Annotated in this window: 13 protein-coding genes; 3 read left to right on the top strand and 10 right to left on the bottom strand. The window is 40.9% G+C overall.

Features of this window, described 5'->3' with window-relative positions:
* Nucleotides 1-11: 11 nt before the first annotated feature.
* The 7 genes from murD to mraZ are packed head-to-tail and all read right to left on the bottom strand — an operon-like array spanning nt 12 to nt 7,751.
* Nucleotides 12-1,346 carry a UDP-N-acetylmuramoyl-L-alanine--D-glutamate ligase gene (gene murD, locus BUA96_RS11730; RefSeq protein WP_072983301.1) on the bottom strand — a complete coding sequence of 445 codons (1,335 nt, stop codon included), beginning with the start codon at nt 1,344-1,346 and terminating at the stop codon, nt 12-14.
* Nucleotides 1,347-2,579 (bottom strand): phospho-N-acetylmuramoyl-pentapeptide-transferase, encoded by a 1,233-nt coding sequence (gene mraY, locus BUA96_RS11725; RefSeq protein ID WP_072983299.1) that lies wholly within the window; start codon nt 2,577-2,579, stop codon nt 1,347-1,349.
* 30 nt (nt 2,580-2,609) lie between these two features.
* A complete protein-coding gene (locus tag BUA96_RS11720) occupies nt 2,610-4,073 on the bottom strand; it encodes a UDP-N-acetylmuramoyl-L-alanyl-D-glutamate--2,6-diaminopimelate ligase (RefSeq protein WP_072983298.1) in 1,464 nt (487 codons plus the stop codon).
* On the bottom strand, nt 4,070-6,064 hold the full coding sequence (locus BUA96_RS11715) for a penicillin-binding protein (protein ID WP_072983296.1): 1,995 nt from the start codon (nt 6,062-6,064) through the stop codon (nt 4,070-4,072). The genes BUA96_RS11720 and BUA96_RS11715 overlap by 4 nt, the downstream gene beginning before the upstream one ends.
* A 7-nt stretch (nt 6,065-6,071) precedes the next feature.
* Entirely contained in the window at nt 6,072-6,389 is a 318-nt protein-coding gene (locus BUA96_RS11710) for an FtsL-like putative cell division protein (protein ID WP_072983294.1), read from the bottom strand.
* A gap of 5 nt (nt 6,390-6,394) precedes the next feature.
* Nucleotides 6,395-7,291, bottom strand: a complete 897-nt coding sequence (gene rsmH / locus BUA96_RS11705) for a 16S rRNA (cytosine(1402)-N(4))-methyltransferase RsmH (RefSeq protein WP_072983292.1) — start codon at nt 7,289-7,291, stop codon at nt 6,395-6,397.
* Nucleotides 7,278-7,751 carry a division/cell wall cluster transcriptional repressor MraZ gene (mraZ, locus tag BUA96_RS11700; protein ID WP_072983290.1) on the bottom strand — a complete coding sequence of 158 codons (474 nt, stop codon included), beginning with the start codon at nt 7,749-7,751 and terminating at the stop codon, nt 7,278-7,280. The genes rsmH and mraZ overlap by 14 nt, the downstream gene beginning before the upstream one ends.
* Before the next feature lie 257 nt (nt 7,752-8,008).
* On the opposite strand from mraZ, the gene BUA96_RS11695 reads away from it, so the two are divergent.
* Together BUA96_RS11695 and yihA are read left to right on the top strand one after the other, a co-directional pair.
* Nucleotides 8,009-8,773: an alpha/beta fold hydrolase gene (locus BUA96_RS11695; protein ID WP_072983859.1), complete on the top strand. Its 765-nt coding sequence runs from the start codon at nt 8,009-8,011 to the stop codon at nt 8,771-8,773.
* A gap of 12 nt (nt 8,774-8,785) precedes the next feature.
* Entirely contained in the window at nt 8,786-9,394 is a 609-nt protein-coding gene (gene yihA, locus BUA96_RS11690) for a ribosome biogenesis GTP-binding protein YihA/YsxC (protein ID WP_072983287.1), read from the top strand.
* Here yihA and BUA96_RS11685 read toward each other — a convergent pair.
* Genes BUA96_RS11685 through gldB form a run of 3 tightly spaced genes read right to left on the bottom strand, consistent with a single transcriptional unit; the run spans nt 9,381 to nt 11,059 of the window.
* Nucleotides 9,381-9,749, bottom strand: a complete 369-nt coding sequence (locus BUA96_RS11685) for a GTPase (protein WP_233430642.1) — start codon at nt 9,747-9,749, stop codon at nt 9,381-9,383. The genes yihA and BUA96_RS11685 overlap by 14 nt on opposite strands.
* A gap of 17 nt (nt 9,750-9,766) precedes the next feature.
* Complete coding sequence (gldC, locus tag BUA96_RS11680; RefSeq protein ID WP_072983855.1) at nt 9,767-10,090, bottom strand: gliding motility protein GldC; 324 nt, start codon at nt 10,088-10,090, stop codon at nt 9,767-9,769.
* A gap of 9 nt (nt 10,091-10,099) precedes the next feature.
* Nucleotides 10,100-11,059: a gliding motility lipoprotein GldB gene (gene gldB / locus BUA96_RS11675; RefSeq protein WP_072983853.1), complete on the bottom strand. Its 960-nt coding sequence runs from the start codon at nt 11,057-11,059 to the stop codon at nt 10,100-10,102.
* 105 nt (nt 11,060-11,164) lie between these two features.
* Here gldB and nadE point away from each other — a divergent pair, with 105 nt between their 5' ends.
* Entirely contained in the window at nt 11,165-11,959 is a 795-nt protein-coding gene (nadE, locus tag BUA96_RS11670; protein ID WP_072983285.1) for an NAD(+) synthase, read from the top strand.
* The last annotated feature ends 18 nt before the right edge of the window (nt 11,960-11,977 follow it).

Genomic DNA, 11,977 nt, shown 5'->3' with positions numbered 1-11,977 from the left:
TACTTTCTATTTTATAGATTGCGTACAGCTTCTTTAAATTGACGCCCGCGATCTTCATAATTCTCAAACAAGTCAAAACTTGCACATGCTGGAGATAACAACACATTATCTCCTTTATCGCTCAATTTGTAAGCGATCTTCACTGCTTCGGTGATCGATTGAGTTTCAATGATGTTCTCTACCATTCCTGAGAAGGTCTGCATCAACTTTGCATTATCAACACCAAGGCAAATGATCGCTTTTACTTTTTCATTCACTAATGGAAAAAGATCTTTATAATCATTTCCTTTATCCACTCCGCCAACAATCCAAACCGTTGGAGCACTTATACTATCTAAGGCATAAAACGTAGCGTTCACATTAGTCGCTTTTGAATCGTTGATATAAGACACGTGATTGATCTTAAGCACCTGCTCTAAGCGATGTTCAACCCCTTGAAAACCCTCTAAAGATTCTCTAATGGTCGCCTTGCGAATGCTTAATAAACGTGCAGCAGTTGCCGCAGCCATCGCATTCTTAGTGTTATGCGCCCCTTTAATAGTTAAGTTTTTTGTTGACATAGTCATTGTTGTATCGTCAATTAAAATGTTTATTTCTTCTTGAGCGTAATAAGCTCCTTTTTTTTGTTGTTTTGAAATCGAAAAAGGTATGCACTGCGATCGCACGGGATGCTTTGCTAACCAATCAGTAATCACAGGATCGTCTGCATCATAGATCAAGTAATCCTTTTCGGTCTGGTTTTCCGCTATGCGGAATTTTGACTTGATATAATTTTCAAACTTGTACTCGTAGCGATCCAAATGGTCTGGTGTGATGTTGGTCAAAATCGCGATATGAGGCGCAAAATCTACAATACCATCTAGCTGGAAACTGCTAATTTCTAGAGCATAAAAATCCTGATCATCAAGCGCCACCCATTTTGCAAAACTGTCTCCAATATTTCCCGCAGCCACACTTTTCAATCCGGCTTGCTTAAGCAGGTGCGCCATAAGCATAGTGGTGGTGGTTTTACCATTGCTTCCGGTAATCCCTACCAAGGTTGCCTTAGTATAGCGTGCTGCAAACTCAATTTCTGAGATCACAGAAATACCTGCTTCAACCAACTTTTTAATTAGTGGTGCTTTATCAGGAATTCCCGGACTCTTCATCACGAGGTCTGCATTGAGAATTTTTGCTTCGGTGTGACCACCGTCTTCCCATTCAATTTCAATGTTTTTAAGAACGTCAAGGTATTTTGGTTTTATCTTCCCAAAGTCTGAGACAAAAACTTCAAAACCTTCCTTTTTACCCAAAATAGCGGTGCCAATTCCGCTTTCACCACCACCCAAGATCACTAGCCGCTTCATCTATCTAACTTTTAAAGTGACAATGGTGATGATCGCGAGTAAAATGCCTATAATCCAAAAGCGCGTCACGATCTTACTCTCGTGAAGGCCCTTTTTCTGGTAATGGTGATGCAACGGCGACATTAAAAAAATGCGACGGCCTTCACCTGTTTTTTTCTTGGTGTATTTAAACCAACTCACCTGCAGCATTACCGAAAGCGTTTCCATAAAGAAAATCCCGCATAGTAATGGAATGAGTAATTCTTTACGAATAGCTATGGCGATCACGGCGATGATTCCGCCTATGGTTAAACTTCCCGTATCTCCCATAAAAATTTGGGCGGGATACGTGTTGTACCATAAAAACCCTACTAGAGCTCCCACGAATGCAGTAATAAAAATTACCATCTCTCCCGAACGCGGGATGTACATCACATCGAGATAATCACTAAAGATGATGTTACCAGACACCCACGCAAAAATTCCCAAAGTGAGTACGATGATCGCTGAAGAGCCGGCAGCCAAGCCATCTATTCCATCCGTAAGGTTGGCCCCATTAGACACAGCAGTAACAATAAATATGACAATAGGAATAAATAATAACCAAGCATATTTCACATAGTCTTCGCCCAACCAACTCACTAGAATGCTATAATCGATCTCATTATTTTTCACAAAAGGAATGGTGGTCGTTAAGGCTTTTTCTTCCGAAGAAAATTCGGTCGTAGAACTGTCAACCAATTCTTCTTGTTGCGCCGGTTTATTTGCGATCTCATCTTTTACAGTCACACCCGGATGGAAGAAAATGGTTGCACCCACAATAATTCCTAAACCAACCTGACCAAATATCTTAAACTTGCCCTGAAGTCCTTCTTTGTTCTTCTTTCTGATTTTCAAGAAATCATCCATAAAACCTATGGCACCCATCCACAACGTGGTCACAATAAGAAGGATGACATAAATATTTTCGAGCTTAGCTAACAAAAACACCGGAATCAATGTGGCCAAAATGATGATTAATCCACCCATTGTTGGGGTTCCTGCTTTCTCTACCTGACCTTCTAACCCTAAGTCACGTATAGATTCGCCCAATTGTTTTTTCTGTAAATACAAGATGATGCGCTTTCCCCAAATGGTAGAAATCGCCAGCGACATGATAATCGCTATTGCCGCGCGAAACGTGATAAAGCCAAATAAACTTGCCCCGGGGAAGTTGTATGCACGCTCTAAATATTCAAAAAGGTAATACAGCATTTAAAATTCTTTTTCGCCTTTGGCTTTTGCTTATTTATTCAGCTCGGTTAATAGTTCTTTTACAATTTTAAAATCATCAAAATCGGTACGCTCTCCCTTTACCTCTTGGTAGGTCTCGTGTCCTTTTCCGGCGATTAAAATGATGTCATTTTCTTCTGCCATCTGGCAGGCTGCTTTGATCGCTTGCTTACGCGAAGTGATTGCTACAGTCTTCTTATAATCTACAGGCTCCACGCCTTTTTCAATCTCCTCAATAATCGCATCAGGATCTTCACTACGCGGGTTATCGCTCGTAAAAACCACTTTTGTACTTAGTGCAGCAGCGATTTTTCCCATTTTTGGTCTTTTGGTTCGATCGCGATCTCCACCACAACCCACAACGGTAATCAACTCTTCATTTTTTGTACGGATGTCGTTGATCGTTTCCAGCACATTTTTGAGTGCATCAGGTGTATGCGCATAATCAACAATTGCCGTGATCTTTTTAGCTGAAATCATATACTGAAATCGGCCGCTCACACTGGTCAATTCTGATAAATACTGAAGCGCTTCAAGCTGACTTAAGCCTAGCAATTCTGCAGCAGCATAAATCGCCAATACGTTGTAAGCATTAAACGAGCCTATCAACTTCACCCAAACTTCCTGATCATTCACTTTTAACAACAGTCCGGTGAATTGATTTTCTAAAATCTGCGCGCGATAATCTGCAAAAGATTTTAGCGCATAAGTCACTTTTTTAGCCTGCGTATTTTGCAACATCACCTGCCCGTTCTTATCGTCTATATTCGATAAGGCGAATGCCGTTTTAGGCAGATGATCAAAGAACGATTTCTTCACATCCCGATACTCTGCAAACGTCTTGTGATAATCCAAGTGATCGTGACTAAGATTGGTAAAGATTCCACCTTCAAAGTGCAATCCTTCGGTGCGTTTTTGATGAATTCCGTGCGAACTCACTTCCATAAAGCAATATTCTACACCGGCATCATTCATCATCGCCAGGTATTTATTGATCGTAAGCGAATCTGGAGTGGTATGCGTTGCCGGAAACTCCTCATCTCCTACCAAAACTTTTACGGTTGAAAGCAATCCGGCTTTAAAACCAGCTTTAGTAAACAACTGATGCAATAAAGTCGCAATGGTGGTTTTACCGTTGGTACCGGTGATGCCCACTAACTTTAAATTTTCAGATGGATTCTCATAATAATTAGACGCCATCACCGCCAAAGCCTGTGCCGTATCTGAAGTTTGCACATACGTAATGCCGTTGACAAAAACTTCAGGCATGCGCTCGCAGATGATCGCTATCGCACCTTGTTCTTCAGCCTTTTTTATAAAATCATGACCATCACTTTGCGTCCCGCTGATCGCCACAAAAACATCATTAAGCCCCACCTTACGCGAATCAAAATGAATCGCGTTCACAGGTACATTTGGATTTCCGGTAACCGACTCCAGCGTCACTTTATACAATATGTCTTTTAAAAGAATCACGACAGTTGTAAAATGATTTTCTGATTTTTACTTAATTTTTGTCCGGCTTTAAGTGACTGGCTTTTTACTTTTCCACTTCCTGAAAACTCTACCTGTAAGCCTAAATTCTCCAACAGGGAAACAGCGTCCATCCCACTCATCCCCCTTACATTAGGAATTGTCTCAGCTGCCTTCTGAGCTTGCTGATAATAGTTCTCAAAATCTTTTTCTACGGAAGAAGTATTTGCATCAGCCAGTTTTACTTCATCAACTAGCGGCGTATCGCTGTACACTTTTTGTGCGATCTTTCTAAACACCGGCGCAGCGACAACACCACCATAATAGCCTATTTTTTTATTCGGTTTATGAATAACCACTATGCACGAATATTCAGGATTCTCAGCCGGAAAATAACCAGCAAAAGAGGCGATGTATTTCCCCTCTTCTTTCCAGTATTCTGTTTGGCAGGTTCCTGTTTTACCGGACATTGAGAAATTTTTAGAATAAATATCCTTTCCGGTGCCGCGCTCTACCACATTCTTCATCATCTCCTGTGCTTTATCAATTGTAGACTGCGAGCAGATCGCCGGATTGATCACTTCTTTTTCAAATTTTTCTATGGAAGCATCCCATTTTTTAACCTCTTTGATGAAGCGTGGCTTAACCATCTCTCCATCATTTGCTATGGCATTATAAAACGTCAGGGTTTGCAACGGCGTAAGCGAAACTCCATAACCAAAAGCCATCCAAGGTAAAGTCGTCCCGTACCAGTTAGCATCACCGGGGTACGGAAACTTAGGACTTCCTTCTCCCTTGATCTCAAGCCCCAACTTGTCATTAAGCCCCATATTATAAAGACGCTTCAAGAAACGCTTAGGGTCATCTTTGTAACCTTCATTGATAATTTTAGCAAAAGCCGTGTTTGAAGAAAGTTCGAATGCACGCGCAGCAGAGATTTTCCCATATCCACCCCAATGTGAATCATATACCGTTCTATTATAAAAACGCACACGGCCATTTTCGGTATCTACCACATCACTCGTATCGATCACCCGGTCTTCAAGAGCAGCAACCATCGCCATCAGCTTAAAAGTAGAACCCGGTTCAGCCGACTCGTAAACGGCGTAATTTCGATCTTCATAATACCCATCACCATCTTCGGTACGACCTAGATTTGAGATTGCTTTGATCTCACCGGTTTTTGTTTCCATCACCACCACACAACCGTGGTCTGCTTCAAACTTTTCTAACGAAGCCAATAACGCGTGATGCGCGATATCTTGAATATTGACATCAATCGTTGAAATTACATCATAGCCATCCTGCGGTTCAACAATATTATCATCGCCTATGGGCTTCCATTGACCTTTTGCAATGCGCTGCTTAAGACGTCTTCCTTCTTTACCTCTTAAATAAGGACCGAAAGCTCCTTCTAAACCGGCTTCGCTATAACGACCATATTCTGTAAGACGATCGTAACCTATGGTGCGCTCGGCAATTTTATCTAGTGGATGCTCACGCACGGTACGTTGTTCGGTGATAATTCCTCCTTTATAAGGACCTTTATTAAATAGCGGCAATTTTTTAATCGCGAGATATTTTGAATACCCCAGATTACGCGCCAGTAGCAAGTAGCGGTTTTTATTCACTCGCGCTTTGCGCAAAAGGTCTATATAATAAGACTGCGGTTTCCCCAATTGCTCAGCAAGTCCTTTAGAAAGTCCCTGAATGTTTTCTTCAAAATCAGTTTGCTTTGGAGCCAAAGCATCAAAACGAATATCATATTTAGGTACCGAAGTAGCTAACAAGCTACCGTCACCCGCATACAAATTCCCGCGATTCGCCGGAATCGTAAACATACGCTCGGTACGGGCTTCTGCAAGCTCTTTGTATTTATCACCTTCAGCCAACTGAATGTCGCAAAGTTTAAACGCAACAAAAAGGGCGAAGAGAAACATACCTCCTGCCACTAAATACATCCGGTTCAATATGTTCTTTTCGCTAGTAGCCATTTTGAACTTAAGGTGTTTTTGTTACTTTAATTTTTTTGGGCGGCGTCAAGGAAGGCGCTAAACCTTGCTCTGCCACTTGCCGCGTTACCACGGTTTCCATTTTTAACCTCCGGGCTTCAAGCCGCGTATCTACAAATTCACTATGCAATTCTTTTACTTCAGCATTTAACTGAGAGATCAGATGCACTTTTTTATCTGCACGATGCGAACTCCCGATCATCACAATTGCCAAAACCGACAAAAAAATGATCATACGCCAGTTTTTAACCGCATCGTCACTAAACAGGAACTTACCTTTAAGTATGTGATAAATACCTTCTTTCAAATCCCTTATAATTTTTCAGCAACACGCAGCTTTGCACTACGCGCTCTGTTGTTTTGTTTTATTTCTTCTTTAGATGGAACGATCAAGCCGCCAACCTTTTTAAAGGGCACGCTGAAATTTCCAAAAATGTCTTTCTCCGGTTCCCCTTCAAAAAGACCGTTGCGCATATAGCGCTTTACCAACCTATCCTCTAATGAGTGATACGAGATCAAACTCAAACGCCCTCCGGGTTTCAACATTTCTTCAGTTTGCTGAAGAAATTCTTTCAACACCTCTAACTCCTGATTCACTTCAATACGGATCGCCTGATAAATCTGCGCCAACAATTTATGCTCGCGCCCTTTAGGCAAATACGATTGAAGCGCTTGCTTTAAATCTTCAGTAGTCTCTATAGGCTGATCTTTGCGCACAGAAACTAAAGTTCTCGCCAGCTTAGGCGCACTTCTCAATTCACCGTACTGCAACAACACTCGAGACAGATCTTCTTCTGCATATTCATTAACCACGTGATACGCCGAAAGCTTATCACCTTGATTCATGCGCATATCAAGTTTTGCATCAAAACGAGTCGAGAATCCGCGCTCAGCAACATCAAACTGATGAGACGACACTCCAAAATCACCCAAAATACCATCTACTTGTGCCGCTCCATAAAACCTCAAAAAACGCTTCGCAAAGCGAAAATTCTCATTAATGAGCGTAAACCTAGGATCATCAATAGCATTCTCCAACGCGTCTTTATCCTGGTCAAAAGCAAACAATTTACCGTCAGCACCTAGACGTTTTAGGATCTCTCGAGAATGACCACCTCCACCAAAAGTCACATCTACATAAACTCCGTCAGGTTTGATCGCCAAACCATCAACAGTTTCTTTTAATAAGACCGGGTTATGATAATCCATCAGGTATGTCATTTTGATCTCCCATTACTTCTTCTGCTAAGGCAGCAAAATCTCCATCATCATTGCTCACCGCCTCTTCATAACCTACAGCATCCCAGATCTCAATGATATTTCCTCCGGAAGTCAATACGATATCCTTTGTAATCGACGCAAATGCGATCAGATCCTTAGGAATCAACAACCTCCCGGAAGCGTCAGCTTCAACTAACTTTACACCTGCGGTGAACCTTCTGATGAAATCCACGTTTTTCTTCACAAAGCGATTGAGTCCGTTGAGCTTTTTCATCATCACCTCCCATTCAGACATTGGCCACAACTCTAAACACGAATTAAACACAGAACGCTTCACCACAAAGCCCTCCTGCAACTCTTTTGCAAGCTGTTTTTTCAACGCAGACGGCATCATGAGCCTTCCTTTTGCGTCAACTTTGCACTCATATGTTCCTATAAGACTGAGCAAGAATACAGTAGGTTTTAGGTATAATATTTTCAAATATATAGAATTTTATACCACATCCTCCCACATTCTACCACTTTGTTGATAAATTATCCCACTTGTTAATTATTCTGAAAATCTTAACATTAGGTTAGTAGGCTGGCTTAAAACCTCTTGTTATCTCAAGGCGGCGCAAGCATTGAAGACAAGTGTATTTTTAGATTTTCAATTTGGGCTAAATGTCTATATTTGTGGCAAAGCCGCTTGCCGACCTATTAATTATGAAGCACCAATTAAAAACCGAGGGAAAATTTACTTACTTAGAAGTAGGCGAAGGAACCCCTATCGTAATTCTTCACGGACTGATGGGTGGCCTGAGCAATTTTGACGCGGTAACCGATCACTTTTCGCAAAACGGCTATAAAGTCGTAATTCCAGAATTACCTTTATATTCTATGCCTCTTATCAAAACAGGGGTTAAAACATTTGCGAAATACCTCAACGACTTTATCGCGATGAAAGGCTTTAAAGAAGTTATTCTTTTAGGGAATTCACTCGGCGGTCATATCGCATTATACCACACTAAGCTCTATCCGGAAGTGATGAAAGCCTTGGTGATCACCGGAAGTTCGGGGCTTTACGAGAGCGCAATGGGCGAGAGTTATCCGAAACGCGGAGATTATGAATACATCAAGAAAAAAGCTGAAGATGTGTTTTATGATCCTGCAGTAGCGACCAAAGAAATTGTAGATGAAGTTTATGAGACGGTAAACGACCGAAACAAACTCATAAAAACACTTGCGATTGCCAAAAGCGCTATACGCCATAATATGGCTCAGGATCTCCCACATATGAATACATCTACATGTATCATCTGGGGCCGTAACGACAATGTCACGCCTCCTGAGGTTGCCGAAGATTTTGATAAGCTCTTACCAGATTCTGATTTATACTGGATTGATAAATGCGGTCACGCCGCAATGATGGAGCACCCAAAAGAATTTAATGAGATTCTTTCACGGTGGTTAAAAGAGCGCAATTTCTAATACACTCTTCTTATGCATATAAAATCTGCTGAATTTCTTGTAAGTAATTCTAATGTGGCCAAGTGCCCTAAAAATAAGATGCCTGAATATGCATTTATAGGACGATCAAATGTTGGTAAGTCGAGCTTGATCAATATGCTTACCGATCGTAAAAATCTAGCTAAAACTTCCGGAAGACCGGGAAAGACACAATTGATCAATCATTTTGTGATCAATCAAACTTGGTATCTCGTCGATTTACCGGGTTACGGTTATGCTCGTGTATCAAAAAAAGTAAAGAAGGAATTTCAGAAATTCATCACGCAATATTTTGAAGAGCGTGAGCAGTTGGTTTCAGCGTTTGTACTTATAGATTGTCGCCATGAACCACAGCCTATTGACCGAGAGTTTATGCAATATCTTGGCGAAAAACAGATTCCATTTTCTATAATCTTCACAAAGGCAGATAAACTGAAGCCAAAAGCTTTAGAACGCAATATTGAACATTATAAACAGGAATTACTCGCAGGCGCTTGGGCCGAAATGCCTAATTATTTTATTAGCAGCGCTACAAATAGTACGGGAAAAGATGAGATTCTCGACTATATAAATGCGATAAACGAACAGCTTAAAGAGTCTTAAGCTTTGCTTTTATCGCTTGAATAAGCGCTGCTTCGGTATTTAATGTTTCTAATTCTTCTTTAGACAGAAAAACGTTTAGACCTGTTTCGGTTTTACTCAGAATTACCGGAAACTCCCATTGGTCATTCCTTTCAGCCGTACAGTTTTGAAGAAACTCATCACGATGGTAAAATTCCATGTTTAAAGCTGTAGATTGCCTAAATGCCTTCCACATTTCACGCTCTTGAAATGCGCCATGCGTGAGCCTACACAACTTACATGAATACGTAGACGGACTCACAATCTTGTGAACACCATCTAAAAGTGCATTTAATGTTCCAGAACGTGCATTGTAAACAAAGAGAAGTGTGATCACCTTCCGGAACTATTAAATTACTTTTTCAATTCTAGCTTTTCGGCAAAATAATCACAGAAATCCATCATCGTAGCAGACATTTTATCATCGTCTGTAGCGCGCTTAAAGGTATTAGCCATACTCACTAAAGTCTGATGAAAAAACACCTTCATCTCATCAACCGGCATATCTTTGGTCCATAAATCTATACGCGCAGCTTCCTGCTTTTTGTGATCCCAAAGCGAAAGCATCAAAGCTTTTGCCGGCTCGTGCGAGACACCACCGTCGGGTGCATTCCAAGAGATTTTCTCCGGCACTCTGTTCTCATCTAATTCTACACTTAGTTTGATTTCAGTTTTCATCAACTGTTATTATTTGCGGGGTTTATAATTTGCTTGTTTAAAAATCTCGTCACTGCTTTTACCGGGCAGCATTTGCAAAGGTATGGTATTGCGCTGCATATACGCTTTTACCATTTGCCAACCGATATAGCGACCCAACCTTGGCGGACTTTCGTTATCAAATTCTAAATAGAATTTTGAAAATGGCGCAGGGTTGATAAAACGGCTTAATAGCTTACTATCTGTATCAAATAACAATTCATTTTCAACAAAATACGTCCAGATATCTACTTCATTAGCTTCTGCCCAATCCAGCTGCTCAGGCGTATAGCCTATGATCTCGTTCTTGGCTTCTAAGGTCAAAAGCTGCTCCATCATATACAGTCGTTTGCCGTGATAAATCATTTCATCTAAAAAACGACGGCTTCCCTGCTTGCGCACTAAGGTTCTTACAAAAGCATCAGCGACATCCACATCTATCTGTTCCTTGCGGAAATTCTGCGTGTAAAAACGCTGAATACCCTTGTAAAAATGATGATCTTCTCCTAAGTAATTATCCAATCCTATGATCAACAGACTATCAGTCAAAATCACCGGGGTTCGGTATGCGACATCAGAAGTAATGGTAACCACTTTAGGCAATGGCGTTTTTGGATAATAATATTTTATATGCTTAAATAAATTGTCAAGCTCTTGAGTTTCCTCATTAAAATCAGGAAAAGATTGAGCTACTTCGCTATTCAATTCAAGCTGAATGGTGTCCTGTATTTTATCGCGCCAAAACTGCTCATCATACTGCTCGGGAAAAAGATAAGGATATGCAGCGATCAATTCTGGGAGTTCTGAAGCATCAACTTTGGCAAACTTCTGATCAAATCGATCTACTTCTAAAGCGATAGGAATCTGTGAAATTTCTTCAGGGATTTTTACATCATTCTTACAACCCACCATCAAAAACACGGTAAGCCCTAAAAAAAACCTAAAACCCATACTTAACGCGATGCGCACCTGCTGAAACATTTCATTTTTTAGTAAATTCACCATTATAAATTGCTGCGCAAAGGTAGCATTTACAAACCATAAATCCTGTTTCTTATGCAAACCGAAAAAGTAATAGATCATATTGTTAACTGGCTAAAAACCTATGCAACCAACGCAAATATTCAAGGTTTTGTTGTAGGTATTAGTGGCGGAATTGATAGCGCTACTACCTCAAGCCTTTGCGCTAAAACAGGATTACGTGTGCTTTGTGTAGAAATGCCCATTCACCAACCTCCAAGTCATGTTACGCGAGCGCAGGAGCATATTGCTCAACTTAAAAAACGTTTTGCGAATGTTTCTGATGTGCGAGTAGATCTCACCGAAACTTTTGAAACTTTTAAAACTGCATTACCAGCTGCCGAAACAGATACGAATCCCGGGCTTGAGTTAAGCTTGGCGAACACGCGTGCTCGTTTACGCATGAGTACCTTATATTATTTTGCAGGTTTACACGGCTATCTGGTTGCCGGAACAGGTAACAAGGTTGAAGATTTTGGTGTTGGTTTTTATACAAAATATGGTGATGGCGGTGTTGATTTGAGTCCGATTGCAGACTTGATGAAAAGTGAAGTTTATGCGTTAGCCAAAGAACTTGGAGTTCCTGAAAGCATTCAAGTCGCTAAACCTACCGATGGTTTGTGGGGAGACGACCGTAGCGATGAAGATCAAATTGGCGCTACTTATGACGAACTCGAGTGGGCGATGCTTCAAGATGAGCAAGGTAAATCAAGCGAAGATTTTGAAGGTAGACAAAAGCAGGTGTTTTCTATTTATAAAGGCTTTAATAATGCCAATAAACATAAGATGGAGCCCATTCCCGTTTGTACGATCCCTGAAGATTTGAAATAATTTTGAAGTTCATCCTGT

The sequence above is a fragment of the Leeuwenhoekiella palythoae genome (assembly GCF_900130045.1).
In the GTDB taxonomy this organism is placed as follows: Bacteria; Bacteroidota; Bacteroidia; order Flavobacteriales; family Flavobacteriaceae; genus Leeuwenhoekiella; species Leeuwenhoekiella palythoae.
Note: the sequence above shows the minus strand (reverse complement) of the source record. Positions and strands in the feature narration are given on the sequence as shown.

Excerpts from the sequence above, each read along its gene's own strand:
- murD (WP_072983301.1), bottom strand. The coding sequence starts at position 1,346 with ATGAAGCGGCTAGTGATCTTGGGTGGTGGTGAAAGCGGAATTGGCACC.
- mraY (WP_072983299.1), bottom strand. The coding sequence starts at position 2,579 with ATGCTGTATTACCTTTTTGAATATTTAGAGCGTGCATACAACTTCCCC.
- BUA96_RS11715 (WP_072983296.1), bottom strand. The coding sequence starts at position 6,064 with ATGGCTACTAGCGAAAAGAACATATTGAACCGGATGTATTTAGTGGCA.
- rsmH (WP_072983292.1), bottom strand. The coding sequence starts at position 7,291 with ATGGATTATCATAACCCGGTCTTATTAAAAGAAACTGTTGATGGTTTG.
- BUA96_RS11695 (WP_072983859.1), top strand. The coding sequence starts at position 8,009 with ATGAAGCACCAATTAAAAACCGAGGGAAAATTTACTTACTTAGAAGTA.
- yihA (WP_072983287.1), top strand. The coding sequence starts at position 8,786 with ATGCATATAAAATCTGCTGAATTTCTTGTAAGTAATTCTAATGTGGCC.
- gldC (WP_072983855.1), bottom strand. The coding sequence starts at position 10,090 with ATGAAAACTGAAATCAAACTAAGTGTAGAATTAGATGAGAACAGAGTG.
- gldB (WP_072983853.1), bottom strand. The coding sequence starts at position 11,059 with ATGGGTTTTAGGTTTTTTTTAGGGCTTACCGTGTTTTTGATGGTGGGT.
- nadE (WP_072983285.1), top strand. The coding sequence starts at position 11,165 with ATGCAAACCGAAAAAGTAATAGATCATATTGTTAACTGGCTAAAAACC.